Annotated in this window: 26 protein-coding genes; 8 read left to right on the plus strand and 18 right to left on the minus strand. The window is 45.3% G+C overall.

Annotated elements, in window-relative coordinates:
• Positions 1-2: 2 nt before the first annotated feature.
• Together GUA98_RS12710 and GUA98_RS12715 are read right to left on the minus strand one after the other, a co-directional pair.
• Positions 3-956 carry an ABC transporter permease gene (locus GUA98_RS12710; protein WP_153977080.1) on the minus strand — a complete coding sequence of 318 codons (954 nt, stop codon included), beginning with the start codon at positions 954-956 and terminating at the stop codon, positions 3-5.
• Positions 957-960: 4 nt separating this feature from the next.
• Positions 961-2,976 carry a family 10 glycosylhydrolase gene (locus GUA98_RS12715; protein WP_167301684.1) on the minus strand — a complete coding sequence of 672 codons (2,016 nt, stop codon included), beginning with the start codon at positions 2,974-2,976 and terminating at the stop codon, positions 961-963.
• A 277-nt stretch (positions 2,977-3,253) separates the two neighbouring features.
• On the opposite strand from GUA98_RS12715, the gene GUA98_RS12720 reads away from it, so the two are divergent.
• Genes GUA98_RS12720 through GUA98_RS12730 form a run of 3 tightly spaced genes read left to right on the plus strand, consistent with a single transcriptional unit; the run spans position 3,254 to position 7,009 of the window.
• Positions 3,254-4,381: an endospore germination permease gene (locus GUA98_RS12720; protein ID WP_153977079.1), complete on the plus strand. Its 1,128-nt coding sequence runs from the start codon at positions 3,254-3,256 to the stop codon at positions 4,379-4,381.
• Positions 4,347-5,849, plus strand: coding sequence for a spore germination protein (locus GUA98_RS12725; protein WP_227779598.1), 1,503 nt, complete (start codon positions 4,347-4,349; stop codon positions 5,847-5,849). The genes GUA98_RS12720 and GUA98_RS12725 overlap by 35 nt, the downstream gene beginning before the upstream one ends.
• Positions 5,846-7,009, plus strand: coding sequence for a Ger(x)C family spore germination protein (locus GUA98_RS12730; RefSeq protein ID WP_193723228.1), 1,164 nt, complete (start codon positions 5,846-5,848; stop codon positions 7,007-7,009). The genes GUA98_RS12725 and GUA98_RS12730 overlap by 4 nt, the downstream gene beginning before the upstream one ends.
• Before the next feature lie 117 nt (positions 7,010-7,126).
• On the opposite strand, the gene GUA98_RS12735 is transcribed toward GUA98_RS12730, so the two are convergent.
• The 3 genes from GUA98_RS12735 to GUA98_RS12740 all read right to left on the minus strand — a co-directional run bounded on the left by GUA98_RS12735 (position 7,127) and on the right by GUA98_RS12740 (position 8,294).
• Positions 7,127-7,627, minus strand: coding sequence for a hypothetical protein (locus GUA98_RS12735; protein WP_193723229.1), 501 nt, complete (start codon positions 7,625-7,627; stop codon positions 7,127-7,129).
• An 11-nt stretch (positions 7,628-7,638) separates the two neighbouring features.
• Positions 7,639-7,788, minus strand: a complete 150-nt coding sequence (locus GUA98_RS29565; RefSeq protein ID WP_227779599.1) for a hypothetical protein — start codon at positions 7,786-7,788, stop codon at positions 7,639-7,641.
• A 143-nt stretch (positions 7,789-7,931) separates the two neighbouring features.
• Positions 7,932-8,294 carry a hypothetical protein gene (locus tag GUA98_RS12740; protein ID WP_193723230.1) on the minus strand — a complete coding sequence of 121 codons (363 nt, stop codon included), beginning with the start codon at positions 8,292-8,294 and terminating at the stop codon, positions 7,932-7,934.
• A gap of 255 nt (positions 8,295-8,549) precedes the next feature.
• Here GUA98_RS12740 and GUA98_RS12745 point away from each other — a divergent pair, with 255 nt between their 5' ends.
• On the plus strand, positions 8,550-9,092 hold the full coding sequence (locus GUA98_RS12745) for a hypothetical protein (RefSeq protein ID WP_193723231.1): 543 nt from the start codon (positions 8,550-8,552) through the stop codon (positions 9,090-9,092).
• Between the two features lie 97 nt (positions 9,093-9,189).
• Here the strand turns inward: GUA98_RS12745 and GUA98_RS12750 are convergent, their stop codons facing one another.
• From GUA98_RS12750 to GUA98_RS12765, 4 genes are all read right to left on the minus strand, one after another.
• On the minus strand, positions 9,190-9,471 hold the full coding sequence (locus GUA98_RS12750) for a hypothetical protein (protein ID WP_193723232.1): 282 nt from the start codon (positions 9,469-9,471) through the stop codon (positions 9,190-9,192).
• Positions 9,472-9,547: 76 nt separating this feature from the next.
• A complete protein-coding gene (locus GUA98_RS12755) occupies positions 9,548-9,832 on the minus strand; it encodes a hypothetical protein (protein WP_153977073.1) in 285 nt (94 codons plus the stop codon).
• 291 nt (positions 9,833-10,123) lie between these two features.
• Positions 10,124-10,597: an IS200/IS605 family transposase gene (tnpA, locus tag GUA98_RS12760; protein WP_193723233.1), complete on the minus strand. Its 474-nt coding sequence runs from the start codon at positions 10,595-10,597 to the stop codon at positions 10,124-10,126.
• A gap of 280 nt (positions 10,598-10,877) precedes the next feature.
• Positions 10,878-12,167 (minus strand): galactokinase, encoded by a 1,290-nt coding sequence (locus GUA98_RS12765; RefSeq protein ID WP_193723234.1) that lies wholly within the window; start codon positions 12,165-12,167, stop codon positions 10,878-10,880.
• A 560-nt stretch (positions 12,168-12,727) separates the two neighbouring features.
• Here GUA98_RS12765 and GUA98_RS12770 point away from each other — a divergent pair.
• Both GUA98_RS12770 and GUA98_RS12775 read left to right on the plus strand, forming a co-directional pair.
• Positions 12,728-13,618 (plus strand): hypothetical protein, encoded by an 891-nt coding sequence (locus GUA98_RS12770; RefSeq protein WP_193723235.1) that lies wholly within the window; start codon positions 12,728-12,730, stop codon positions 13,616-13,618.
• A 22-nt stretch (positions 13,619-13,640) separates the two neighbouring features.
• On the plus strand, positions 13,641-14,021 hold the full coding sequence (locus tag GUA98_RS12775) for a hypothetical protein (RefSeq protein ID WP_193723236.1): 381 nt from the start codon (positions 13,641-13,643) through the stop codon (positions 14,019-14,021).
• A gap of 73 nt (positions 14,022-14,094) precedes the next feature.
• Here GUA98_RS12775 and GUA98_RS12780 read toward each other — a convergent pair whose 3' ends face one another.
• The 8 genes from GUA98_RS12780 to GUA98_RS12815 all read right to left on the minus strand — a co-directional run bounded on the left by GUA98_RS12780 (position 14,095) and on the right by GUA98_RS12815 (position 24,066).
• Positions 14,095-16,539, minus strand: coding sequence for a DEAD/DEAH box helicase family protein (locus tag GUA98_RS12780; RefSeq protein ID WP_193723237.1), 2,445 nt, complete (start codon positions 16,537-16,539; stop codon positions 14,095-14,097).
• Positions 16,523-16,849, minus strand: coding sequence for a nucleoside triphosphate pyrophosphohydrolase (locus GUA98_RS12785; protein WP_193723238.1), 327 nt, complete (start codon positions 16,847-16,849; stop codon positions 16,523-16,525). The genes GUA98_RS12780 and GUA98_RS12785 overlap by 17 nt, the downstream gene beginning before the upstream one ends.
• A 241-nt stretch (positions 16,850-17,090) precedes the next feature.
• Positions 17,091-17,825 carry a restriction endonuclease gene (locus GUA98_RS12790; protein ID WP_193723239.1) on the minus strand — a complete coding sequence of 245 codons (735 nt, stop codon included), beginning with the start codon at positions 17,823-17,825 and terminating at the stop codon, positions 17,091-17,093.
• A 317-nt stretch (positions 17,826-18,142) separates the two neighbouring features.
• Complete coding sequence (locus tag GUA98_RS12795) at positions 18,143-21,280, minus strand: DUF3427 domain-containing protein (protein ID WP_193723240.1); 3,138 nt, start codon at positions 21,278-21,280, stop codon at positions 18,143-18,145.
• Positions 21,281-21,487: 207 nt separating this feature from the next.
• A complete protein-coding gene (locus tag GUA98_RS12800; RefSeq protein ID WP_193723241.1) occupies positions 21,488-22,090 on the minus strand; it encodes a hypothetical protein in 603 nt (200 codons plus the stop codon).
• Positions 22,091-22,167: 77 nt separating this feature from the next.
• Complete coding sequence (locus GUA98_RS12805; RefSeq protein ID WP_193723242.1) at positions 22,168-22,776, minus strand: hypothetical protein; 609 nt, start codon at positions 22,774-22,776, stop codon at positions 22,168-22,170.
• Positions 22,748-23,092: a hypothetical protein gene (locus GUA98_RS12810; protein WP_193723243.1), complete on the minus strand. Its 345-nt coding sequence runs from the start codon at positions 23,090-23,092 to the stop codon at positions 22,748-22,750. Before GUA98_RS12810 ends, GUA98_RS12805 begins: the two co-directional genes overlap by 29 nt.
• A 77-nt stretch (positions 23,093-23,169) precedes the next feature.
• Positions 23,170-24,066 (minus strand): WXG100 family type VII secretion target, encoded by an 897-nt coding sequence (locus GUA98_RS12815; protein WP_193723244.1) that lies wholly within the window; start codon positions 24,064-24,066, stop codon positions 23,170-23,172.
• A gap of 268 nt (positions 24,067-24,334) precedes the next feature.
• Between GUA98_RS12815 and GUA98_RS12820 the strand changes: the two genes are divergently transcribed.
• Entirely contained in the window at positions 24,335-24,490 is a 156-nt protein-coding gene (locus tag GUA98_RS12820) for a hypothetical protein (RefSeq protein WP_193723245.1), read from the plus strand.
• A 77-nt stretch (positions 24,491-24,567) separates the two neighbouring features.
• Here the strand turns inward: GUA98_RS12820 and GUA98_RS12825 are convergent, their stop codons facing one another.
• Positions 24,568-25,047, minus strand: a complete 480-nt coding sequence (locus GUA98_RS12825; RefSeq protein ID WP_193723246.1) for a DinB family protein — start codon at positions 25,045-25,047, stop codon at positions 24,568-24,570.
• A gap of 176 nt (positions 25,048-25,223) precedes the next feature.
• Here GUA98_RS12825 and GUA98_RS12830 point away from each other — a divergent pair, with 176 nt between their 5' ends.
• Positions 25,224-26,765: a stalk domain-containing protein gene (locus tag GUA98_RS12830; RefSeq protein ID WP_193723247.1), complete on the plus strand. Its 1,542-nt coding sequence runs from the start codon at positions 25,224-25,226 to the stop codon at positions 26,763-26,765.
• Positions 26,766-26,787: the final 22 nt, after the last annotated feature.

Genomic DNA, 26,787 nt, shown 5'->3' on the forward strand with positions numbered 1-26,787 from the left:
GACTAATAGATGCCTTCATGTCCAAGTCTTCTGACAATTTTGTTGGCAGCCACAATTAGGAACAATCCAACCAGTCCCTTGAACAGCCCCACGGTAACCCCAATGCTGATCTTGCCTTGCAATATCCCGTACGTATAGGAATACGTATCAAATACCTCTCCAACCGAACGAACGAGCGGATTCATCATCAGCAAAATTTGTTCAAATCCTGTATCCGCCATGCTGCCGAGGCGCAGGATCAGCAAAATGATAATGGTCGGCCGGATGGCAGGCAGCGTAATATGCCAGATTTGCCGGAACCGTCCGGCTCCGTCAACAACGGCAGCTTCATACCGCTGAGGGTCCACTCCCGCCATCGCCGCGAGGAAAATGATCGTTCCCCAGCCGGCTTCCTTCCACATGCTCTGAGCGGTAAGCAGCCCCCAGAAATAATTCGGTTCCGATAGAAACGAGATCGTATCCTTGCCGCTCTGTGCAATCAGCTTGTTCACAATGCCGACGTCCGTGGAGAGCAGAAAAAACGTCATGCTGGCAACGACGACCCAGGACAGAAAGTGTGGTAGGTACACAATCGACTGGTTGATGCGTTTAAACGTCTCATGCCGAATTTCGTTCAACATGAGTGCCAGCAGAATCGGCAGCGGGAAATGGAATACCAGTGCGATCAGATTAATGGCGAGCGTGTTACGCAGCATGATGTAGAAGTTGGAGCTGGCAAACAGCTCATTAAAATGCTTGAGTCCCACCCATTCACTTCCCGTAAAACCGAGGAACGGATTGTAATCCTGAAAAGCCAGCAGCAGTCCCCAGAGAGGTACAATCTTGAACAGCAGGAAATACAGCAGTCCCGGCAAAATAAGCAAATAGATCATCCGGTGTTTGTACATTCGTGACAGAAGGCTGCCCGATTGCAGCTTGCCCGTGGCACGGTTCACCGTAGGTATCTGGGATTTCATTCGGTTAATGCACCTCTTTCTTCGGGACATGTTCCATCTCGATTACAATGGCTTTATACCGCTTTAGCTCGGGAATGGTTAGTCTGACTTTGTTCCCCTCGGCTTGAATGGGAAGGGTCTCCATCGAATGTAAGGAGTACGCCCGAACAGGTACTCCTATATCGCGGAACTCTATCGTGCGGTTATATAGCGGAATCGCTTCCAGATATGTCGTTCCGTTGAAACCGGACAAGTTCAGGAGCTGGAGAAGTACATCTCCTTGTTCCGTCCGATTCAGAAATAGCTCCGTGCTGGCAGGCAGATCATTCTTTAACACGTTCTCCCCGATCAACCGGGCCAGAATATCCACCACGGCATGCTTGTGATCTTCGAAACCGTGCCTGTAATACAGAACACCCGGATTCCACGAGTAATAGGCTGCTGTACCGCCGGTTGGTGGATTGGAGATTCCCAGCCCGTAACTGTCCCCTACCCGGTGTCCATACGCCCGTTCAGGAGGACCGAATGATGCAGGTTCAATATACGGCATACAGCATTCGGTATTCGATGGGTCAAATTCTACGTGATCAAAATTACCGCTAACCGTGATCCACTCCCGGTCCTTCAGACTGGGAAAACGCTCTTCATCTCCCACGTGAAGATAGGCAGAGGGAAGCAAGTTGGTATTCCCTGTATGCACGGCTCCGAACCAGTCTGATAATGCTTCTGCATCCTCTCTTAAGGCATTTCCCGTAGCAAGCAGCGCTGCGCCTTGGCTGAGCAAATTGCTCAACGTTCTCTTGGTATCAATGTGTGGCCTTTGCAAACCAGGAAGGATGACTGCTTTCACAGCGGCCAGCTTATGTGCCATGGCGGTAATCTGGTCTTCGACAATGACATCGAACAGGACATGGGCTTCTTTTAACATTTTGAACAGACCCAAATATTCAGTCCCTGCCTCTGGTGCCTTGGGTTTAATCAAAATGACTTCAGCCATGGAAGCAAGATTTCCATAGATATGTTCATGTGCTGCATGATACCGGAAAATGTCCCGGGCTGTTTCAAAGTTCTTCCGATCCGGATATCCCTCGAAAGCCCCTATAATACAGAAATCAAGTCCGGAGCCGCTGGCGATGTTCTGATATAACCTTACTTCCGTCTCATAGGGAGACACTCCCGTGAATCGATAGGTCAGATCTATGGCATTGATACTGCAATTGCTGACCATTTTATCGTCCCAACTGCTCACGACGGAGGCCACATTCTCTGAAGCGGAATACTGCCATAAAGGCAGGCTTCGGGTTAGCGATGTATTCGATTCCTTGCGAATGATGTCAACCCGGTGCGGGTGATAGGTGCTTATCGCCACATCCGGCCAACGGGATTTTACCCGGTCTGCAATGTTCTCCAGGATCGCCCTGGATGTAACCTCCTGAAAATGAAGATACGTTCGATGCAGTTCATGCTCCGGCCCCGTGTAATCCAGCAGTTCAGCCCCGCAGATCTCCTGGAAACGACGTCTGCAGTTGTCACAATAACAAGGTCCGTAATGGTTGCCACTGTAATCCCAATGCTGGTATCCGAACATATTGAAGAAAATGCCGTCCACCGGATACCTCTCAAGCACCTCCATAATCGTCTCGATCGACTTTTCCTGCTGATACGCCCCATTCAGACACGTATGCACAATGCCGTAATAGTTCACTTCCTGTCCGTTACGGTCACGATAAAACCATTCCGGATGTGCCTCAAAAAGCGATTCGTGCGCCTTGCTGAAATCGAAGCGGGCAATAAACTTCATTCCTTGCTCATGGGTCTTCGATACAGCTTCTTGCAATAAATCAGTTTGAAGATAAGGTGTGACATATTGATGCTCCAGTGCAGAAGGGTAAAAGGCGAAGATTCCTCCCGCATTCATCATCAGCACATTGGCTTGGAACTCCTGCAGCTCCTGGATCAACAGGTCCACATTCATATCCGCATCAATCTCGCGGAGATTATTTTGAATCAGGCGAAGCCGGTTTGAAGACCACCATTTCATTCGCATCATCCTCCTCTTGTCTGCGATGTACCTTAACGGTATACCTTGAGCGGCAGGCACAGTAGGGACATATTTTGCAGATATAGAACAGGAAATTTATGTCCGTTCTATTGGAGAAGATGTGCTGTATTATGGCAAATGCTTCGGAAAAGGAGACAAAAATTGTCCGACCGTTAAGCAATGGAACGTTTTGCTTCAAAAAGCAGATTAGAGGAATCGAATCACCATATGCTGTACAAGCTAACGGAAACTTCCTCGTACGGAAAGGAGAATTTCCATGAGCCGTGAAAAGGGGGAAATCACGATATGGCTGTCCTTTTCCATCATCTTGCTCAGTGCCGGACTGGTATGCCATGTTCTATCCATTCCGGCCATTCTCGATCAGGCCGGTAGAGACGGCTGGCTATCTGTAGTAGCTGCTGCGCCTTTTTTCATGCTTTTTCTATGTATGATGTTCATTATTATCCGAAGGGTAAGGGGACAGCGTCTGACCGACTGGATTACGCGGGAGTTTGGTGCAGTTTTTTCCTGGATCTTTCGTATTTCGGCCTCTCTTTTACTGCTCGCACTTGGCACACATACCTTATATGAGACAACGAACTGGACGGTATCCACGTATCTGCAATTCACACCGCCATACGTGCTCGCCGGAGGCGGAGCGCTGGTTGCTGCCTGGGCGGCTGCCAAAGGGATTCGTTCCATTGCCATGACTTCGAGCATTCTGCTGCCTTTCGTGGTCCTACTCGGCTATTTTGTCATGTCAGCCAACATGAAATACAAGGACTACGGCCAGTTATTTCCGATCATGGAATATGGTGCCGGACCCGTTATGAATGGCATGATCTATTCGCTTGCAGGACTGATGGAGATCTGGATCTTAATGCTGTTTCAGCATGATGTTAAAGGCAAAATTCGTTGGTGGCACGTTCTGCTCCTTGGTCTATTTATGCTTAGTATGGCCATCGGCCCTACCCTGGGAGCCATTGTAGAATTTGGCCCGGAGGAGGCCGCCAAGCAGCGGAGCAGTCCTTATGAGCAATGGAAGCTGGTGAATATCGGGAAGCTGCTTCAGCACGTGGACTTCCTATCCATATATCAATGGCTGAGCGGTTCTTTTGCCAGAGTAGCGATTTCAATCTACCTCATTGTAGATCTGCTGGATATACGCAGGCCCAAGAAACGATACATTGCCGTATTGTCCGTCACATTCATTATGTGCTTGGTAGCTGTACATTGGTGGCGGATTGATTATGTTGATTTTTATGTGAAGCACATTCAATTTCCGACGATGCTCATCTATGTATCCATTGTTACCATCCTGTTAACCCTTGCAGCGTTCATACACAAAAAAGATAAGGAGGCTCCTGCCCATGCCGATCAAAACCGAACCCAAGAAGGCCACTAATCCGGTTGAATCTTTTCGAATCAATGAGCATAACCTGACGACGTTTTTTACCGGGTCTGACGATGTCATCATTAGCAGCCATATGATCGGGGAGTCTCCCGTACAGATCATCCTTGTGTATTGCAGCGGCATGGTCGATAGCAAATCGATATACGATATTATTCTGCCTGAATTGACTCGTGCTTACGAGCATACTCACTTTCTGCGTACATCCGATATCGAGAGATCCATCACCTTGCAATGGACACGTATGGATTTGCAGGCCGAACTGGGGACAGAGCTGATATCCCTCCGGGTGTTTGAGGGACATATGCTGGTCTGCATCCCTTCCCTGCAGACCATGTGGAGCATGGATATATCCAATATTCCTACCCGCACACCGGAAGAATCCACAACGGAAGTATCTATCCGCGGTCCAAGGGATGGCTTCATCGAACGAATGTCAGTGAATATCACGTTGATTCGTACACGTCTGCGTACAGCCGAATTAGCCTGCAATATCGAACTAATCGGTTCACGTACGGTGACCAAAGTCGCTCTGATGTACATCAAAGATATTGCCAACCCCGACTTAATTGACGATGTCAAGGATCGGCTGCGCAAGATTGATACGGAACGCATTATGGCAGCCAACGAGCTGGAGGAATTGTTATCGCCATCGAAGCTCACATTGTTTCCGGTAACTCATTACACGGGCAGACCCGATTTTGCAGCAGAATGCCTGCTCAATGGTCGCTTCATTATTATCGTAGATGGCAATCCCAGTGTTATCATTGGTCCGGTGAATCTGTTTCTGCTTCTCAAATCCCCGGAGGATGCAAACTTCCCTTTCCTCCCGGTAAACATGGGCCGCATGCTCCGCTTTATCGGTCTTTTGGTGACCATATTCCTGCCCGGATTTTATATCGCCCTGACTTCCTTTCATATGGATCAGCTGCCTTTTCCACTCGTAGCCACGATCTCGGTTGGACGGATGGGTCTGCCGATGGAATCGGGTGTGGAGATGTTTCTCATTATGCTTCTGATGGAGCTGTTCCGGGAAGCAGGAGTACGTCTTCCCAGCGCTATTGGTCAAACGCTGACCGTCGTTGGTGGTTTGATTATCGGGGATTCAGCCATCCGTGCAGGCATGGTCTCCCCGCTCATGATTGTCGTCATTGCCGTCACAGTGGTCGCAGGCGCTACAATCGTGAATCAGGTGATGACCAGTTCCGTGCTGATTCTCCGTTTCTTTTGTTTTGTCCTTAGCGCATCCCTGGGTATATACGGCTTCATCCTGTCCATCATCCTGTTCCTGATCTATCTGACCGATCTGAAGTCGTTCGGCATTCCTTACCTGACCCCGCTGACACCACTTAATTTCAAGCAGGCCATGGCATCCCTGTTCAAGCTGCCGAAGGGATGGATGAAGCGCAGACCGGTCTATCTTGAAACACAAAAGCCACGCAAAGAAGGTAACGATCGATGAAACGGCAGATGCGAAGGTGGTCGCTCGGGCTGCTTAGCCTTGCTCTGTGTCTCGTGACCAGCGGATGCTGGAGTGCCTATGAGATTCAGCAGGTCGATTATGCCAAAGCGATCGGCATTGAATACAAGGACGGTTTGTATCACATGTATGTTCAAACGATGGACTTTGCCAGTGTAGCCAAAAGCGAAAGCTCTGCCAAAACAGCGGATACCCCTCCCGTATGGGTGGGACATGCGGCTGGGAAAACATTGAATCTGGCTGTAAATGAACTGTTCCGGAGCGCTCAGCTTCATATCGCCTGGGGCCATGTGACCGCTATCGTCATGGACGAAAGCGTTCTGACAAGCAATCACATCAAGGATGTGTTCGATATGCTCGGACGCTTTCCGGAATCGCGATATACCACTTGGGTGTATGGTACTCGTGAGCCACTGGAGGATATTCTGAGTGCGACATCCATCTACAATATGTCGCCGCTGGACAGTATTCTTCATAACCCGCTCCCCACATTTTTGGAGGAGTCGCTCTTTCCTCCAGTGCTTAGTTTCAAGCTGATTGCCACGCATAACAATACGTCCACGACAACGTATCTGCCAAGTATTGCCCTGAACAAGGAGCATTGGTCTCAAAACAAAAAGAAACACGAACTGTTTGTCATTGAGGGTGCTTTTTTCGAACGAACCGGAGATAATTTCGAATATTTGCCTCGCAGCAAGCTTCAAGGATACCACTGGCTGCTCAAGGATATGCGGCGCGCACCACTGATGATTGAAAATGGGGGAACCATCTATGGGGTCCTCAGTGTGGGCCTGCCCAATCTTAAGATCAAGCCTATTGTTAAGGGGAATGAGGTTCACTTCAATATCGATGCCAAGTACCTGACCGCCTTGTACGAATATCTCACCCCCATTTCCTATGATGAAATGGTCAAATTTAGCGAGAAAACGTTACGGGCTCAAATCTTGCAAACGTACCGTGAGGGACTGCGGCGCGGAGTCGATGTGTACGGTCTTCAGGAGAAGCTGTACCGCAAAAATCCAGGCCTGTGGCGTAAGCTATCCAATAATGGCTCGAAGATGATCCTGACCGAAGACTCCATTCAGAACCTTAACATCAAGATCACCATTCCCTATACGGGAAAATTCCAGAGGAGAGTATAGCAAAGGTGAAACAGTAAGCCCCCTTGACTGGTCAAACCGGACAAGAGGGCTTATTTGGGTGTTAGTTGGGTTATTTCAGATATGTGAAGGAAGATGGAAAAGAAGATGGAAAGTGATTTATGAACCGTTCTTGCGTACACTCCGTTCCATTAACCAACCAATGAATATAGACAATGACAATCCGAACAGCAGGATTGGAACATTATAATAAAGAGTATTCGTATATTGATTCAACCAGCCAAAACGGTACACCACCGAATTTGGATCATTCGTGAAACCACCTAGCTGCACTCGCAGGTCCTTAATCATGAACAGCTGCCAAAAGACAGACAACACGCATAGTAGCAAAGCAGCCAGGGGTACCATGACATGTTTTTTCTTGCCCCAGCGCTGTTGCTGATCATATAACCACCACTTGGACAGTGACACCGTCCAGATACACAAGATCAGAAACGTAAGAAGGGACGGAAACAAGATGAGTATCCCCGGGTTACCATTGCCGGAGACTCCTTTACCAGCTTCATGCTGAAATGTTAACCCATGTACGGCAAAGATCATAAGTACGTTCCAGACAAGGAAGATGAAGTAGGGTTTGTTTATTCTTTCTACATGATTCAAGAACATTCCTCCTAATCTTCGTTCTCCTGCGATGAGTAGATCACTTGGCCTCCATTGTCCAACCCCTGTATCTCGAGCTGTATCCCCGTTGTCGGGTGCGAAGTATGGAGTACCATAATCTCTTTTCGCGTTCCACATGAACGTCCCTCACGTTGATGCATGCATCAAGGCTACCGTAAAAATGGCACCTCCGATAGCGCTGTTCCTAAGTAGCTTACCAATATCCAGGCCGCAATCCACAACAGAGGCAGCTGTATAATCCAGTAAGGAAAGATGTACCAGGTAACCAATGTGCCTTCTCCAATCACTTCTTATAATATTCCATAATCCTTAGACGAGTGGTCAGAATCAGCGCCTGAGGAATGAGCACGAAAACGATATATATAACGACAATCAACCATAGATGTGCAGCAAAATTTTCCGCACCGAAAGTCGGCTTCGGACGCTCAATAAAATACCACCAGCATGGGATGGCCACAAACCAGGTCAGGCCGGTCGAGATAAACATCTCCTCAATCCCGCTCCACAGAAAGCAAAATAAAGCAACAAAGATAATGGGACCGGCCCATGATTCCAATATGGGTCCCCAGCTCTGAAAGATGAAAATAATGGCTGGATACAGCAGCGTAAAGGACCAGCGCCAAATGGGGTTGTTATAGATGTGCATCGCTTCCTCCCTTGTGATAAGCAGTTCAACTCTAAGGGTAGTGTACGGCCTACCGAAAACAAAGGTCAGCAAAAATAAGCTAAAAGTCTTTAATTGATGACATCAAAGTACCATCAATAAAGAATTAAGTTAGGCTGTTGTTACCAGCACTCTTGGGGATATGCGTAATTGCAGGAAAGAAATTCTGCGGAATAAGCATGATTCGATATATGTTGGCTCATACTACCTTCAGGAAAAAATTGAAGGAGTGACAACATGAGCTTGAAAAGCATCATTGCAGTCGGTGCAATCCTGACCTGTTCATCTTTACTATGGGGATGCGGGAATAACGGAAATAGTGCAAACCAGGCATCACAGCAAAATGAACCTGAGGTTCAAGTTGAAAGCTGGAATGACCCCAAGCGACTTGAGGCTTCTCATCTTGAGGCTCTGGAGCGTATGGAAAAAGATCATATTCACCGAATGGTCTCATTGAGTGCACATACCGATGGAGATCAGGTGATGACCACACTCGAACGATCCAGTCAAAAGCTTGAGGAAATGAGACCACTTGCTGAAATGCTTCAGCATGAAGGGCACCCAGCATTGCTGCAGCGAATTCAGGACATGTCAGGTGATATCGAAGGCTCCAAAACAGCACTGACCGAGATGAAAAAGAACCCTGGAAACGGTAAGGTCAAAATCCAGTCATCTAAAACCGATGCTCTGCATCATATCAGCAGTTTCCGTGAATATCATCAGTATATGCAAGGGCAAGTGCAACCTCTGGAACAGAAACACCCGCAAGGGTCACACTAAAATAAAGTTAACTCAGAGAACCGCTAACCATTGGAATGCTCCATTCTGGTGATTTGTGGTTCTCTTTTTTCAATAGAATCCAATAACTTCAAAACACCTACTCCTCTTCGCTCGCACCCAGATACGTTAAGAACGCTGCCAGTGCAATGACGACGTAAATGTTAATCCATACTTTCGCAGCCCCATAGGTCATATTGAAGAACCCCAGATACACAAAATCTTCACCCTGTTCAACCGATTGAAATACAAGTAACAGACACAGCAATATGCTGTACACCACAACCGTTAGTGCGCCGATTCTCAGTCTTCTTCCTTCATTAATTCGAACGATCAGCAGAGCACTGAATATAATCGCAACAAAAAAAACTGCAAATAACATAAGTACCTCCCTTGTCTCTCGATGTCAATTTCTTGCTTCTCCCCTATACAAGGTAATTACCCTCTCGGCTTCAATCTCATTCCACCCACAGCGACACCCATATGAACATGCTAAATAACAGTACAGGCGTAAGTGCACCCGTCGCTAAAATAACCCAAAGCGTTACCGGTTTTACATTTTGAAAGTAGGTGTCGAACTTATGCATTCGTCCTTTTCGCCATTTGGCAAACTTGAGCTGTCTGATCATTCGATTCAGGACTCTTTGCCGCTGCTCGCCATCCTCTATATCCTCCAGTTCACGCCTCAACTCTTCATATAATTGTTCCTCTTCAAGCTCTGCCGCCACTGTGGATGTAGTCATCCTTCATACCCTCCCCTTGTCAAAACGTACTGAAATATTCCTCGGTTACATGTTAAATACCCTCTCAGCATCAGCCCGCCGTTATAACCCACTACCTAATCAACACGTAAATCATCTTCAAAGTTTGGACTTTAGTCGAAATTAACATAAATCAGGACCACCCGTCCAACGGGTGGTTTGCTTTTGGGGTATAACCCCCTGTTGCCAAACTGCGCCTAAAGACGCTAGCCTGACCACAAATCCGTTCAGGCTCAGTGTTCTTGTCACTTTCACTTACCAGTTAAACTGGTCTTACTTCTTTTTGCTCCGGTTACTGTTAAATGGATCTTCGTATTCTTTTACACTCAGCTTGTCTACCGCTTGATCATGTGCTTCTTGCTCACGAATATACTTTCTTACGGTTGCTTCATTTAGACCCACTGTACTCACATAGTACCCTTCTACCCAAAACTTCCGATTCCCGTATTTATACTTCAATTGGGCATGTTTTTCGAATATCATTAGCGAACTTTTTCCCTTTAAATATCCCATGAACGTTGAGACTGCAATTTTCGGTGGAATTGCTACCAACATGTGGACATGATCGGGCATCATGTGACCTTCTATAATCTCTACTCCTTTGTATTTACACAAACGTTTGAAGATTTCGATTAAATCTCTTCTGACTTGATTGTAGATTTCTTTCCGTCTATACTTCGGGGTGAACACAATATGGTATTTGCACATCCACTTTGTGTGAGCTAGACTGTAGCTCTTGGTTGCCATGAATGACCATTCCTTTCTTTTTGAGCCTGAACATCTCAATTTTATTGGAATGGTCATCGTGGTCAAACCTTCAATCCCTCCACCCGCATAGCGGGTGGTTTTTTGTTTCGCGCGTTTCACGCACTCAACTGGCTAAAGCCATAACCAAAAAGCCCGGGCAGGCCCGGACTTGGTTAAACACTTATTTAGTCTTCTAATTCGTTTGTTCTCGTTCCACAATCATTTATGTTTGAAGCGCTGCACGTTACCCATAAATTTAGTGGAAAGAATGACTTTGCGCCTAGCTGATCAATTCATTCAGACACACTGCACCCTGTGCGCGCACGTTCACGACAATAATTGGCGTTTCCAGCATGCCATGCATCCAGGACATATACTCCTCGACTTTGTCGTTTGGAAGGATGGTCAGGATAACCCCAGCGAATCCACCACCGTGGATACGGCAGGCACCATCGCCCAAGTTTTGCAGATAGTTTTCGGTCAGGGCCAGCGCAATCCCAATCTCCTGCTCTTTCACGGAACCACTTTGATATACATTCTGAAGCCACTTCCAAGATGAATTCCCTGACGCTGTAATCAGGTTCAGGAAGTCCGCAAAACGCCCATCCCGCAGCGCCTGCACCTGGCCATCTACCCGGTTGTTCTCCTCCAGGAAATGAAGTGCACGCAGCACCGCACGATCTCCCGCAGTTTCACGGATCTGCTTGAGGTTCGCGTAGATGCTCTCGGCTGTAATCTCACGAACATACTCCTGGCCCAGCGCCTGAGCAACCGCTCTCATCTCATAAGGCACGGCAGCGTAATCTTCGGTCAGATCGGCGTGATTCCCGCCTGTATTTACAATTACCAGGGAGTAGCCATTCTGTTGGAAATCCCATTGCACAGGTTCAATGACAGGCTCAGCCGGATTCGCAAAATCAATTGCAATCAGACCACCATAAGCACAAGCCATCTGATCCAGCAAACCGGACGGTTTATTCCAATATTGATTTTCCGCATACTGACCGATCTTGGACATCACCACAACATCCAGCGTTCCTTCGTTGTAGAAATGATTCAGAATTGTACAGATCAGCATCTCGAAGGAAGCCGACGAGCTTAGACCCGATGCCGAGAACACGTTACTGGAGATGTACGCCTGGAAGCCACCCACCTTGTATCCAAACTCTCCGAATCCCGCAGCCATACCGCGAATCAACGCCGTCGTACCATCGTCTTCTGCCTTCGGCGTCAGATCTGTAAGATCAATTACATATTTCTTGTCATAACCTTCCGAATAAAAGGTAATCACGGATTCCGCGGTTGGTGCCGCCACTGCAATTGTATCCAGCGTAATGCTGCCTGCCAGTACCTTGCCATGGTTATGGTCCGTATGGTTACCACCAATTTCGCTGCGTCCTGCAGCGCTAAACAATTTGCTGCCCTCTTGTACACCAAAGTACTCTTCAAAAGAAGCGTTCAGCTTCGTGTAACGTGCAGTCTGTTCCTCGACCTGCTGCTGTCCGTACATTTGAGCAAGCAATGCTTGGCCTTCTGCGGACTGGATCAATTGTAATGGTTGTGTCGTCATCTCTACTCCTCCTATGGGTATGTAGCGTTTATTTATGCTGTGGGTGAGGACTGTTTACCTTTGGTTTCTTGGCCATATTCCTCTCCCATTATCTCAGCTTCGCTCCTGAAAAGGTAGGGCAGAATTGAAAGTTTGTAAACGTTTTATGAAATGTATTAAATGTATCGTGCAATAGGGTTAAGCTTTTGTATTTTCAACTGGTTCGACTTCAATCTGATCAACGATGAACTCGTTCTTGGCCTCGTCATATGTGTAGGTCACATTAAAATCACATACATATGTGGGAGATATGCCAACAGATCGTTACATCCCCACATCCAAGCTGATCTTTTGTAATCCGGGGCTGGATCAGAATCATATTCACGAAATTATATGCTTTTCCTTGTACCTCAACTGTAATCGTTTACGTCCCATCCCCCTTCTTCAATTTTATAAAGACTTAATTCCTAAAGTTAGTTCTTTTGTATCATATTAATTTTATTTAACTTATACGGTATCTTCTGGAAAATATATATGTTAGGGTAATTAAGAGAATAAAAAATTACCAATGGAGGGTTTAAATGAGAATTAACAAAAAAATCTTAATTTTATGCACAAGTCTAATCCTAAGTCTTTCTTTAAGTGGTGCCAGCTATGCTGCAAATGAAAAAACGTCTGAAGGAAATTATAGCGGGTTTAGCTATAATTCAATCGATAATGTTTTCGCAAAAAATGCCGACTTACAAGATATTGAAATCTCGCTTTCTGATTCACATTTATCTTTGTCCTATATTTTAGATAATGTAGAAGTTAATATTGAGGCTGATAAATATTCAGATCAAACATTGGACAGTTACGCCGGTGATGCACTTGTAGGTAAAGATCATCTACTAACAGATATTGTTACAAATGAATATGGGTTGAGTGGAGTAGTTATGGATTCAAATCAAGAAGTTCACCATGCTTTTGCCATTGATGATAGAGGTGAAGTAGTCAAGAACTCGAAACAAATCATAGATACTATTAATGATAGTCAAGGGGATTTCGAAGTATCAATCAATGAAAATAATGAATTTTCTACGTTTTCAACAGCTAAAAATATGACAGTTAGACTCAGTCATAAGTCTTCGGAAATGGGGGGCTTTGTAAGAACAGGTTATAATGATGGTACACTTTACTATACAAGATATACAAATGACCCCGATGGAATTAAAATCTACTTTAATAAACTTAACGCAACAATTGAAAAATTAGGCCCCTTTGGTTCCTTTGGAATAAAAAATAAAGATGGAGGCTATGGATTCGTATACACAACACCTAATGAGGTCACACAACCCATTAAGGACTATCCTATTAATAAAACCTCTACAAGTAGTAATGATTTTATACTTTACTCCCAAGCATCAAGAGTAGTACAGGCGGGCCCTATTCCTATATATGCTTTTGATACAAAAGAAATTGTGATACCATAACGATAAGTTAGAGGGAATATTTATGAAAAATGATTGGCTCATTGCAAAAATTATTGTTGTAATTATCATTATCAGTAGAGGGTACTACCATCTTATTCCTTTTATGAACCAAGATTTATTTCCTTTTTTTGACTTGGAATTAAGTACGTTTTGGTATCTCCCCTCAATAATATTGGCAGCAATTGTACTTTTGTCGGCAGTTGTTTTAATTCTAACGAGACGTGCGATTGCGAAGAAGATACTGGGGATTTTTATATTAACTGATAGTGTGTTTTTTATGCTCTATTCATTAATAGCATTCATCCCACAATTCTCAACTTCTTGGTATTTACTTCTCTTTTGCCTATTTTTAGGTGTATTTGAACTGGTAACAGGCAGGAGAACATTATCTGAAATTTATTAATTAAAAACCCGAATTATAGAAAATCAATCTATAGTTCGGGTTATTTATTTTAATTGGATAGTGGATTTTTTTGCTATTTACATGTACCACGCTCAAAATACGCATGCAATCGATATAGACAAATCTCCCTTGTCCAACGGTATAATAATGACCGTTCCTCCACATCTTGCACATGTACGTTCAGTGAGAATATCCCAACATCAAAACTCGCCATACTCCCTTTCGCCTTACTCCACATGGACATCGGCATTTTAACAATTAACTTCTCAATCTCAGTTGCCGTCTTCTTATTCCATTCCCAGAGCGCAAGCTTGTCCTTGTCCGAAAAGTCCTTCCGTTTCCGATATTCCTTCTCTGTCAGATACGTATGGAAAAAATTCGCCAACTCCCCCGGGGTCACCGGGTCCATCCAGTACTCTTCGCCTCGCTCCAGCATGTACAGCAACACAATCATCTTGTAGCTTTTGTTCATAACCGTCTTCTCTACATCCCTCAGCCATGCTTCATGGCGGACATATACCTCTGCCTCAACCGAGGACAGCAGCTCCGCCCAATAAAGAAACCCAACATATGAGCCAAATTCGCTTCGATACCCGATGCTCTTGGAACGTCCCATAAGATGCAGCTCCAGATATGTCGGAATGCGTCCCAATTCTCTTTTCACATCCAGAAAATCCTGTTGCAGCTTCTCGCGGCGTGGCAGTCGTTTACGGCTTAGCTCCTGAAGCAGATTCACCACTCGGGTCTCAAGATGAATCCCGCAGTTGTCCGGAACTTCCGGCACAGCCGAATCCATTCCTTTCCCGCTTCGTTCCTCCTCACCACGCACATCCAGCAGACTCAGCTTCACATACGCATTCCGGTAATTTCCGATCAGGTCAATAATAACACAATGTGATTTTCCTTCCGCCAGCCGCAGACCTCGGCCCACCTGCTGGGTAAACACCGTAAGTGATTCAGTTGGGCGCACGAAGAGCAGCGTATCCACACTTGGAATATCCGTTCCTTCATTGAACAGATCCACCGTCAGCACAATCTCGAGTTCACCCGCATCAAGCTGCCGGATGGCTTCCTCCCGCGACATCTCCGACGTGCGGGAATGCAGACTGAGCACCTTCACCCCCTGACTGCGAAAATACGCTGCCAAATAGTCTGCCTGCCGGATCGACGAGCAAAAGCCAATCGTTCGTGTCTGTTTATGCCGCATCCAGGCTGAGTAGATGTTCTCCACATGCTCCTCATGTAACTGGACCGCCATAAGCTGTTCTTCATCATACTTTGTCCCGATCCAACGAATTTGCGAATAATCCGTATCATCGAATACCCCGTAATATTGAAATGGAGCAAGCCATCCTTGCCGGATCGCATCAATAAAATGCATCTGGTAGGCCACGTTTCCATCACATAGTGCATACACATCTTTGCCATCCAGTCGATCCGGGGTAGCGGTGATACCCAGCAGGAACTTAGGCTGAAAATGCTCAATCACCGACATATATGTCTTCGCAGCCGCATGGTGGAACTCATCCACCACGATCAGATCAAAAGCATCCGCCGCAAACCCATCCCGGTGCTTCTGCATACTCAGCGTAAAGATCGAAGCATACACACAATTCGCTGCTCCATCCTTATGCTGCCCGTTGTAGATACCATGACTGCGCTCCGGCATAATCTGCTGAAAAGACTTCTTCGCCTGGAACAAAATCTCTTCCCGGTGTGCCACAAACAGTATCCTTTGGAATCGCTGGGCGAAGAAGCCCGCCAGATACGTTTTGCCAAGCCCGGTCGCCATGACGACCATCGCCTTGTCATACTGCTCTTCCATCGTGCCTTCCAACGCTTCTAGTGCATCGAGCTGCGCAAACCGCGGCTGGATCGGTATAAGCGACAGCTCGGCGGCTTCTTCCTCTGTTTCTTCTGGCAGTCCGGTGCCGAACTCTGCCTCTTCCATCTCCGTGATCCGCTGGATCATCTCAGGGTTCTTCTGGTGGTACTTTCGGTACTCTTCTTCATAAAGCGCAATTGAATCCGGGTTCACCGGCAATGTCGTCTCATGATAGAAGCTCTGCATGAACTTGTCCAGAGCCATCTGGAACGTATATGGTTCTGCCTCTGCATTCATTGCGAGATTCCATTCATACCCCGTCTTCAGCGCCGTGAACGAAAAGTTCGACGATCCGACAATCAGCAGTCCTTCCCCGTTGTCATGATCGAACAGATAGGCTTTCGGGTGAAAAGAAGTTCCCATACTTCGCCACAGTCTTGCCTCAATTCGTGGATCTACCTCACACAGCGCCCGCAGTCCTTCCGGTTGCGTGATATACAGATAATCTCCCGCAAGCATTCGCACCTCGGCTCCACGTTCTGCTGCCCGCTTCAAATGCGGTGCCAGCAACTTCACCCCGGACTGCATAATAAAGGACGTCATAATATAAATCCCGGATGCATGCTGCATCCGGGTAATCAGTTCATCTGCCAGATTATCGGTGATTAGTTTAACGTTAAGCTTCGTCGACATCGATTAGATACACCCGCTCCTGGAATTCGCCACGCGCCTCGGCTTTGTCCGCCCGCAGTTTGTCAAGCTGTGCCGCATTCGCCCCGTGCACCTCTGCCAGTGCCCGAATGACCTCCAGCATATCGGCCAGTTCTTCCAACGCTTCCTGATCGCTTACTGCATTTACGTACTCATCCGATTCTTCTTGCAATTTCGTTCTTAATTCTTGCTTATATTCCTCCGGGTCTAGAATGCGCGTCCGGCATTCCTTACCACTGGATGTGATAATATGCGGAATTTTGTCCCGTACCAATTTGTTGTATGTAGGCATGTGGTATAACATCCTTTCTGCTATGAGAGCCTTCGGCCTTCACGCGAGAATCTCCCTTTTTGCCATTATACCATTTGCCATGGGGAGAGATGGGTTGATTTTGTAAAGTAGTACATCCTCATGTCTATTCAATAAAAGCCCATTTTCACTCGAAATCGAGTTAAAATGAGCCTTCAATTATATGAGCTGTTCATTTTTTTACTTAGAATCATTTATTTCTATCATCATTAAATGTGGATAATCAAATAGCTTTTGTTTTTCGACAATTCGGGAAGTTGCTACATCCCCAAAATTCCGCTCCAGTCTTATTCTTTCGTTTAACCATTGCAGCCCCGCAACTGCACTTGATATTAGATACTATTTTAGATGAAGATTGCTCTTTCTTGGACGTAATAGTTTTTATTTTTTTATTGGATGGTGTCCATTTCCCCCAACTGCGCAGCTTGCTGTCTACTAACCCACCGTGCCAGTAATCCACTTTGAATTGATCTGCTTCTTTTCTTGCTGGACCTGTAAGATCAGATGTAGTTACGATTAAAGATAAAATACAGTCATGATTCCTCTTCGCACCTACTAGTTCACGAACAGTCATCACCTGAACCTTGTTATGGTCAGCATAACACTTTGCCTGAACCGCTGTTTTCTCACCACGCTTATCCGTGATAACCAAGTCTACTCCACCATCTTTACCCCCAACGCCAACTTCTTTTACCGTATAACCTTTGTCTCTAAAGTAGAGTGTAAGCAAGCGTTCAAACTCTGCTCCTGTCATTTTATCTAACGGCAAAGTTAGAATCACTTCGTCAGGTCTGCACGTAGAGGAAGCACGATTAAAACCGTTATTCACTGGCTTTTTGGTAGTCTTTTTCTTCCGTGTGCTGGAACTTCTTCTTTTTTTCTTTTTTGAAGGTTGTAATAATCCAGCAAGAACACCTAGGGCTATAATTCCAATGACGAACCAAATGATTTCTTTCATTAATATTCTCCTTAAGGATTGATAATGTATTAATATCTCTATTTAACTATTTACTATGCCCCACAAATAATATGTACGTTAAAGTCTAACAAACAATATTTATCTCCAGAACCCAGCTATTCTGTTCCAAGTCCATATTGAAGATAGAAATAAAAAAACAGATATCACCTTCTTTTTGTAGTTCTATTTTATCAGTAAATATTAAAATGAATTTAGGTCCACAGAATCATTATTCAACAATAAACTGCTCATTTCCACTTTAAAATACATTATTAAACAAAAAAACCTCTTATACATAAGCAGGTCATTCATTTCATTCAAACAATACACTTATTCGCCACCGCCACCATTTTCGCTGGCATCTCTTCCCTTAGACGCCACACAAAACTCATCGGCTTATTCCCCTCATGACTCACATAATCAGCTTCGCCCAGGAAGACAAATGGAGACGTATAGCCATGCTCCTCCTTATATTCCCGCACGAACAGCGCGATCCGGCTCCCCGTCTCCCGATGATGAATATACCGTTGCGCCGTAGCCGTATGCTCTGAAACCCGGCTCTGAGTCTGCCAGTGGAACAAGCTCTCATTGATCGCATAATCCTCATATAGTGTGGAGGGCGAGAAGTCTTTGTCCGATTTGTTCAGCGTAATGAAGAAGATATCCGTCTGTTCATCGGCAAAATACTTCACGCCTTCACGGAAGGCGGGTGATTGTTGAGCATTCCAGTAGCCGAAGGCAGCAAGCACTTGGTCGATAGAGTACATACAGTGGACATCCAGTGGACAAGTGTATGGAAACGAATTACTTTTATCCACAAATCGCAGATGAGCCAAATTATATTTGAAGATATCCACAAGCTCTGCCCGGAATGCCTCACAAGACAGTACACGCTGCACACCGTCTTCGATACTGTTCAGTCCCAGCTTCTCAGGTGCAGCCCGATGGAAGGTGTAATAGAACATGATCAACATGCGACGTTCAACAGCGGTCGTGGGTTCTTTCCCTTTTTCAATATAGTCGATCAGGAACGTCAGCCAGCTTCGGGAGTTGATTGTCAGCACAGATGGAATTCTGCGGATATATTCCTCTTGCTCATTCTCGATAGGCTCTGTCAATCCAGCTTCGGCCAACATACCGCGGAAATACCTTCTTCCCGAACGCCCGCCATAAAATTCATAAATTGTCATTCCGTGATATTCCACAAAATGAGCCAGCGTCAGCGGCAATCCGGTGTCTTGCTGGAACGTTTGCAGCTTCTGAATCAACGCTCTGCGGTTACGGCTCATCTGCTTCAGATTACGCATGACGTAATCCTTTGCCTGTTTCTCCAACTGAATGAAAGTGCCGCGAGGCAGATTCGAGAAGCCATTCTCGACGTAGTGCGAGATGGAGTGTTTGGTTGTGCCGATCAAGGCCCGGAATTTGTCCTGGAAGCTGTATTCCTGATGGGCTTGCCCGATGAAGTCGAGCACGGTCAGGCACTCTTTGCACTCAGCCATCCGCAGTCCACGGCCCAACTGTTGCAGGAATACGGTCAGGCTCTCGGTAGGACGTAGGAACAGAATGGTGTTCACTTCCGGAATATCCACGCCCTCATTGTATAGGTCTACCACAAAGATCATTCGCAGTTCCCCGCTTACCAGTTGCCCTTTCGCGGAATGACGCTCCTGCTCGTTCGATCCGCCATGCAGGGCCATGGATGGAATGCCCGCTTCGTTAAATATTTTTGCCATATACAGCGCATGATCTACCCCTACGCAAAACCCGAGCCCCTTGACCTCTTCAAGATCAGTCACGTATTTGTTCAGGCTATGGATGATCTGAGTGGCTCGGATTTTATTGTGAGTATACAGCTTCTCCAGTTCATTAAGGTCATACCCTTTACGTGACCACTTTACTTGGGACAGATCGACGGTATCGGTTACGCCAAAATATTGAAACGGGCTCAACAGCTTCCGATCTATTGCGTCGGTCAGACGAATCTCAGCAGCAATCGTATAATAGAAGTAGGCTGTAATATCTTTGCCATCCATTCTTTCAGGGGTAGCAGTTAAACCTAATAAAATCTTCGGCTCGTAGTGAGACAACAACTTCTGGTACGAAGGTGCTGCAGCGTGATGGAATTCATCCACAATAATGTAATCGTAAAACTCCCGACTTGTGATCTCTGTCAACTTCATGGAGTTAAGGCTCTGAATGCTAATAAATAGATGGTCAAGCGCCTGTGCCTGATGATTTCCCACATGCAGCTCACCAAAGTTCATATCCTTCAGGATATACCTGAAAGTATCACGGCTTTGCTTCAAGATTTCTTCACGATGTGCGACAAAAAGAATTTTGGCTCCCGCGCAGCTTGCCAGAAACCGTTTATAGTCGAAAGCAGAGATAACCGTTTTGCCCACACCTGTGGCAGCGACGATCAGGTTACGGGTTCGCCCATACAGTGTACGCTCCGCGTGCAACTGCTCCAGCACTTCTTTTTGATAATCGTAGGGCTGGATGTCGAGGTGGAATGCATTTAGGTTATCTTTTTTACGATTCAGAGCCGCCTTCAGCTGTGCTTCATGTCTCTCATTCTCAGCCACATACTTTGTAAATTCACGGTCGTTCCAGTAACTCTCAAAGGTCGCTTCAATCTTGCGCAGCACATCGAGTGAATCCTTCTCCGTCACCTTGAGGTTCCACTCCATACCACTGGTCAGTGCAGGGTTGGACAGATTGGAAGAGCCTACATAGGCGGTCGTAAATCCGGTCTCGCGGTGGAAAATGTACGTTTTGGCATGTAGCCGTGTAACCTTCGTATCATATGAAATCTGTATTTCGGTGTTGGGCAGTTTGCTGAGTTCGACAATGGCCTTAAGGTCGGTCGCTTCCATATAAGTCGTCGTGATGATGCGCAGCTTCCCGCCACCAGATGTAAATTGCTGAAGTTGTTCCAAGAGTAGGCGAAGCCCACTGAATTTGATAAAAGACACGAGCCAGTCGATCCGGTCTGCTGTCGCGATCTCTTTTTGCAACTCCAGAAGCATACTCGGCTCAGACTTTGCACCAGTGAATAATGAGCTTTGAGCGATAGGCGTATCTGGGCGAATGATTTTACAATTTCGTACGGCTCGAATATTGTTCAGCTTGGAATACACATGGGTCAGCACTTCACCTTGCTCATCCAGCTGTAATTCACTATACTCCTCTTCCCCCAGCGTCTCTTTTAACGTAGCGATAATTTCATTAGATGTACGGATCTGTGCAAGTACTGCCGTGCTATCTTCGGTTTGTTCTCTCACAATCTTCAGAGCTCGTCGGGTCACCGCAGCCAAATACGTAGATAGTAGTTTTCGCGCTTCCTCTGCATCTAGCTTCTCAGTCCCAATGTTATACACATCCGGATCTAGTGCCGAAATCTCCTGCCTGGTGATTGTGTTGATAAGCTGTTCATATATGCCTTGTTTCATGAATATACCTCGTGTGGGTGTAGGATGGTTGTGTGTTATGGATATGAAGGTGATTCAACTAGGACGTCGTATAGTCAATACAACTTCAACTATATTATCGTCCAGCATAAGGAAAATTTCATTAGTTGTTTTGATATCAAAAAAGATGGAGTACTCCTTATGAAAGAGTACTCCATCTTGGACTTGATCATATCTGAGCCATATATTTTACAACCCATCCGAATACAATAACTTGTCAACGTTCAAATTGTTTGTCCGATCTGTATATAAAATTCGCAAACGCGGTTGTCCTTGGTATGTGTCTAGATAAAGCGTAACTTCTGTTTTCTTATTATTGATTAACCAACGTGATTTAAACAAAATGTTCCCCATCATCAAGTCCAATCCATCGTCGTTCCTTAGGCTAGACTCTGCACCATTAATGGTGTATTTGTCATTCGCATTGGTAGGTTTACCGTATTTGTTTTCCAATGCCTCTTTGATGCCATAGTATGTGTTAATCTTATCACCAGCAGTCGCAAACGTGTTACCCTTCACTTCATAAATGCCACGAACTAGTTTGTTCTTGTAGAATAAGTAAGATAACTCTGCAGATGTTGAAGATACTGACGAGTTGTATGTAAGATACGAAAACTTGTTAACACTGCCAGAATCGATTAGTTTATCCTTCTCTAGTTTCTTCACCTGCTTAGTGTTCATTCCCCACTTTACAGTGCGAAAGTCAGCTTTTGAAGCAGCAGAGGCAGTAAGTGGTAAGATAGTGATAGCTACCATAAATAGAACTATAAACATGAGAGGAATTTTTCTCATACGTCAACTCCCTAGTGTGTTATTTTCACAATTACGCTCAATCTGTTGATACATTTGACCATCTTTTTTATATTTTATTAAGATGATATCTCACGAACTCCTCCAATTGAGAATGTATTAGAGGGATCCATTGTAGGAACAAAGACAAAATCACCTATAAAATCTTCCCCTAAGGTTGTCATTCCTATAGCCACTATTTCTTTAGTTGATACCCTAATCCAACCTAACAAAACATTCTCTTGTCCCACATAAAACTTCCCTGGTATCCAAATCGATTGAGTGGCTTCATCGTACAATTCCTTTATTCCTTTTGAATGTATGATAGAAAAAGTATATTCTTGTACTGCGGGCAGATCTTCTTCCCTAACAAATAACTCGGATGCATGGCTCTGAACAGCTTCCTCACTCAGTGTAGCAGGAACAAAATTCCCAAGCTTATACGCATGTTTTGCTTCAGGTGCAGCCATGATCACTCCTCCACAGTTAATCAAATTAACATGAATTCCACTTCTAAACCCCACATACTTCCCTAAGCCGAGACCAGCCTGGGAATGTACTGTTATTGTTGAAGGAACCACTCTGTTTCCACGCAATCGAACTGGCTTTTCTTCACGCTCAATTAATATAAATGGCACGTTTTTCTTCTCAGTCCTTTCTTCATTGTATATATTCTCCGTTCTTAACACGCTTTATATCATGAAGAAGTTCCTTCTTGAGATTAATATCTAGTGGATATTTATTTATGATAGCGCGTTTAGCCATAATTTCAAGGTCTTCTGGTGAATACCCTGCCTTTTGTAATCCATTTTTATATTGTTGCCAATGATTGATTTCCTCTAGCATGTCCACAGAACGAAGTTTACTAGGATTCCACCTGAACCATACTCCTTCTTCAATAGAATTCCCACCAAAAACAGCATAAGTAGGGCCCATATCTGCTTTTCTGATCGTCCCACCAGATGATCTAACTTCACTCAACATCCTAGCAAATTTAGTTCTCATGGGATGCCACTTTGGCAAATCCTTGACTAATTGTCCATACCCATCACCAGGTTGACCAAATGAACTTTTCCAAGGGTCTATATATTTTTAGCAAGTTTCTTTTCTGCCCATTCTCTTGGAACTGTTACTTTTCTGATACCGCTATTTCCTTTATTACTGTTGTTTATGTTAATCTTTTGCATTACATTGGTCCCTATCAGGTTACCCTTCATCCCCACTCCTTTGGATAGGATAGCGCTTGTTGCTACGCCGAACATCGCTCCGGCCTTTAATTCCGCATCATGTTGCATATACTGATTGTTTAAAGTTAGGAATGTTTCATCGTCAATAGGCGTTTTGAGCTTATCAGCGACTTCATGAATGCCTTCAGCATCATAGCCTCTAGATAACCAATAATCTCTTGAACCTAACTTATCATCTGTCGCACTATAATCGTTGAAGTATTCTCTCAACCCTACACAATGTAAACCAAATAGTGGGTATTGATCAGGATTTGATAAAGCATAGTTGAAATATTCAAGTGCCTCGTCCAGCTCTTCTGTAGCTACAGCCATTTTTTCACGCTCAAGTTCAGCTTCAACGACCGCTTTATGCTTCATAAGCTCCCAGTTTTCACGTACTGTTTCGGTTAAATAATCCCATGTCTGCTCCGTCCTATGAGTTAGCATCCTCCATGCTTCCTGGGGGGTGTCCGGTAAATGGACTTCACCCGAATCCGCATCAGTGAAAAGAATGACGATCCGCTCCAGCTCTTTCGCTGTATTTTGGATCACTGCCAAAATCATATTCATGCGATTCTCAGCCTCGCGATACTCATATCTGAATCTCTCGACCGAGTGACCTTCCAATCCAAGCATTACACTAGACAACGATGTATTTAATCTATTTAACTCATCACTGAGTCTCACGTGTTCATTATGAAATTTTTGTGCTACTTTCCTTAAATGATCTGGCGGGACCTGAATTCTTCCCATATGTAACTCATCCTCTATAAGTAATAAATGATATATTATGACAATATTCAATTATTATACAGGCAATATGTTTAATTTTATGAGGTACTAATGTACTATGTTAGACGAAATATTTAAAGGTAATACCCCGCCATCAGCAACACCAACAGTCACAGCTCCCCTACTTTCCTCTCATCTCAAAACTCTTCCAAAACCTTATACATTGGTTAATATACGTTACATTTCCAAAAAAAACTAAAACCTCATTTCCAGAAAGGAGCCTGTCCACTTGAACAAAAGAAGTATCATCATAGCTATACTCATCGGCCTTATTGTGCTCATTCTTCCCATCATACTTTACTTTGCAGTTGAAGTGTCTGATGAATCAGCACCGCCGGAACATAACACTCACTCTCCATATACACTGGAACTGAAAAAGAGTTAATTCATGATCACCATGAGTTAACTCTTTCTTATTGTCTATTCCAAGGCTTTTCCCATCCACAATTTTATATATAGGCCTCAACCCACTGAAGATACACTCAGACATCTGCGAATAGATTGAATGTATCCCAGATGGTACCACTCATGATAGAGCGTACGCGGTATCACTTCGCCGATTGTACTCATGCCTAACTCGCTCTCCCCGAGCAGCGGCTCTTCCAGACGACCTGTAAATTTGTTTTTCAATTGGTCTGGTTGTGCCCTTAGACGCTCCATCAATTCAGTCCAGGATGGGGGTGTACCATCCCACGTTGCCGGGCTTGTCCCATAACCGAAGAACTTTGCATAGTCCGCAGGCACTTCCGAGTCATCAGCAATGAGATAATGAAACCACATATCCTGGTCCAAAATGATGTGTCCCACATTCCACAGAATGGAGTTATTGAATCCCTTCGGTACATCATGAACCTGTCCCTCATCCACAGAGTCGCACACTTCCAGCGTAAATTGCCTCACATCCTGCAGTTGATTCCATAGTACATCTTCATTAAACTTCATCGTTCATCCTCCTTTTCTCCCTTACCTGAATGGTCCATTGATTCACATAGTTAGATCTAAAACATTTTCAATATATAGGCATTTTATCATTTCTCTGTAACTTCATCACTCCCAAGAGCGTTTAGACATATAGAAAAACCGCAGTCCCCTAACCCACTCGAAAAAGAGGCGATTTCATGAGCTGGCCGGAGCCATCTGATCATAGAACTAATCCAGAACAAACTTCCTTCATACCACCCGATCCCCCTGTAAAAGGTAAACCCGCTCGTAGATGGCGGCTGGCGGTCGCTTCTACTTGGTTGACCACAACCCTATTAACGGGGCTGGGCCATGGCTCAATATCATACGCAGCAACAACTCCGCTGCCTCCCAGCAGTACATCTGCGTTCCATACCACCGCGGCAACCACAGAAAACAGACTTACATATACCGCTGTGGAGGGAGCTCGTTATTATACAATCGCACTGCGAAGTGACGGTTCCGTCTGGGCTTGGGGTCGCAATATGTTCGGAGAGCTTGGTGTCAGTGAAGACATCCGTTACCGCCATACGTCCAGTCCCATTCGCATTCCGGGAATTTCGAATGTCATAGCTATTTCAGCCGCAGGAAGTGGGATTAACGCAGCGGTTCAGGCAGATGGAACGGTGTGGGAATGGGGCGCTGGTACACTCCCCTACCAAGTCGAAGGCATTTCCTCTGCGAAGGATGTGGTGACTGGTTCTTTCAATATCGCCCTTCTCCGGAACGGTACAGTTATGTTATGGCTGAGCCAAGGGACTCAAGAAAACGATTCTGAAGTACATCGTCCACACGCAATAAGCGGTTTGAAAGACATCATTCAGGTAGGATCATCGGGCCAACAAGGATATGCCTTGAAGAAAGATGGCTCCCTGTGGACATGGAATGAACCAAATCAACCAGATAACCCCCCTTCCAAACCAGCCAAGTTAAAGGGTCTGTCCAACATATCATCGATCACAAGCACAGATAGCTCCCTACTTGTACTGGACCAGAACGGGAAAGTGTGGGGCCTGGGGGAAAAGGGCAAACCAGTTCTTCTGCATGACGACCTCAAGGTGAAGCAGATGGACGGGAATTCGCAATATATCCTGCTGTTAACCACTTCGGGTGAGGTGTACAGCTACGGAAGGACGGTTACAGGCAAAGAAGGCAGAGTTAAGCATCTGTCGGGTATTACCGATATTTCGGCAGGGTATCACCACAGTCTTGCCTTATCCTCCAATGGTACCGTCTGGGGTTGGGGAAGCGACAAGTATCAGGAGGCTGGAGCACCTGCAACATCATCTGGAGGTATGGTTTACCAACCCGTTCAGGCCAAGCTGGGCATCGATGTATATATCAACGATGAGCTGCTCCAGTCCACGTATTCGGCAGTCCAAACCCAATATACCGTTCAACTTCCCGTAAGAGCCGTATCCGAAGCAATTGGGGCAGCATTTGAGAGGAACCAGGTAAACGGAATAGCCAAAGCTTATTCATTGCAATATGAAGATCGTACCGTCACAATCCGCCCTAACGAGACGGAGGCCACGGTGAAATCCACCTCTTCCACTACAACTCAATCCATTTCATTACCAGAACCAATAGGTAATTACTCAGGTGCGACCACTGTTCCCTTTGAAATATTCGAGGCCTTGGGACTTGCTGTGAACTGGGATGAAGAGACAAGCAAGCTGACGATCCAAAGTGATACGTAGCAACGAGAATATTCATTATGTA

The organism is Paenibacillus sp. P13VS (genome assembly GCF_015143645.1).
GTDB classification, from domain to species: domain Bacteria; phylum Bacillota; class Bacilli; order Paenibacillales; family Paenibacillaceae; genus Paenibacillus; species Paenibacillus xylanilyticus_A.

Bases quoted from the DNA above. Each gene is read 5' to 3' on its own strand.
- GUA98_RS12710 (WP_153977080.1), bottom strand. From the start codon at position 956: ATGAAATCCCAGATACCTACGGTGAACCGTGCCACGGGCAAGCTGCAA.
- GUA98_RS12715 (WP_167301684.1), bottom strand. From the start codon at position 2,976: ATGAAATGGTGGTCTTCAAACCGGCTTCGCCTGATTCAAAATAATCTC.
- GUA98_RS12720 (WP_153977079.1), top strand. From the start codon at position 3,254: ATGAGCCGTGAAAAGGGGGAAATCACGATATGGCTGTCCTTTTCCATC.
- GUA98_RS12725 (WP_227779598.1), top strand. From the start codon at position 4,347: ATGCCGATCAAAACCGAACCCAAGAAGGCCACTAATCCGGTTGAATCT.
- GUA98_RS12730 (WP_193723228.1), top strand. From the start codon at position 5,846: ATGAAACGGCAGATGCGAAGGTGGTCGCTCGGGCTGCTTAGCCTTGCT.
- GUA98_RS29565 (WP_227779599.1), bottom strand. From the start codon at position 7,788: ATGCATCAACGTGAGGGACGTTCATGTGGAACGCGAAAAGAGATTATG.
- GUA98_RS12740 (WP_193723230.1), bottom strand. From the start codon at position 8,294: ATGCACATCTATAACAACCCCATTTGGCGCTGGTCCTTTACGCTGCTG.
- GUA98_RS12745 (WP_193723231.1), top strand. From the start codon at position 8,550: ATGAGCTTGAAAAGCATCATTGCAGTCGGTGCAATCCTGACCTGTTCA.
- GUA98_RS12750 (WP_193723232.1), bottom strand. From the start codon at position 9,471: ATGTTATTTGCAGTTTTTTTTGTTGCGATTATATTCAGTGCTCTGCTG.
- GUA98_RS12755 (WP_153977073.1), bottom strand. From the start codon at position 9,832: ATGACTACATCCACAGTGGCGGCAGAGCTTGAAGAGGAACAATTATAT.
- tnpA (WP_193723233.1), bottom strand. From the start codon at position 10,597: ATGGCAACCAAGAGCTACAGTCTAGCTCACACAAAGTGGATGTGCAAA.
- GUA98_RS12765 (WP_193723234.1), bottom strand. From the start codon at position 12,167: ATGACGACACAACCATTACAATTGATCCAGTCCGCAGAAGGCCAAGCA.
- GUA98_RS12770 (WP_193723235.1), top strand. From the start codon at position 12,728: ATGAGAATTAACAAAAAAATCTTAATTTTATGCACAAGTCTAATCCTA.
- GUA98_RS12775 (WP_193723236.1), top strand. From the start codon at position 13,641: ATGAAAAATGATTGGCTCATTGCAAAAATTATTGTTGTAATTATCATT.
- GUA98_RS12780 (WP_193723237.1), bottom strand. From the start codon at position 16,539: ATGTCGACGAAGCTTAACGTTAAACTAATCACCGATAATCTGGCAGAT.
- GUA98_RS12785 (WP_193723238.1), bottom strand. From the start codon at position 16,849: ATGCCTACATACAACAAATTGGTACGGGACAAAATTCCGCATATTATC.
- GUA98_RS12790 (WP_193723239.1), bottom strand. From the start codon at position 17,825: ATGAAAGAAATCATTTGGTTCGTCATTGGAATTATAGCCCTAGGTGTT.
- GUA98_RS12795 (WP_193723240.1), bottom strand. From the start codon at position 21,280: ATGAAACAAGGCATATATGAACAGCTTATCAACACAATCACCAGGCAG.
- GUA98_RS12800 (WP_193723241.1), bottom strand. From the start codon at position 22,090: ATGAGAAAAATTCCTCTCATGTTTATAGTTCTATTTATGGTAGCTATC.
- GUA98_RS12810 (WP_193723243.1), bottom strand. From the start codon at position 23,092: ATGAGAACTAAATTTGCTAGGATGTTGAGTGAAGTTAGATCATCTGGT.
- GUA98_RS12815 (WP_193723244.1), bottom strand. From the start codon at position 24,066: ATGGGAAGAATTCAGGTCCCGCCAGATCATTTAAGGAAAGTAGCACAA.
- GUA98_RS12825 (WP_193723246.1), bottom strand. From the start codon at position 25,047: ATGAAGTTTAATGAAGATGTACTATGGAATCAACTGCAGGATGTGAGG.
- GUA98_RS12830 (WP_193723247.1), top strand. From the start codon at position 25,224: ATGAGCTGGCCGGAGCCATCTGATCATAGAACTAATCCAGAACAAACT.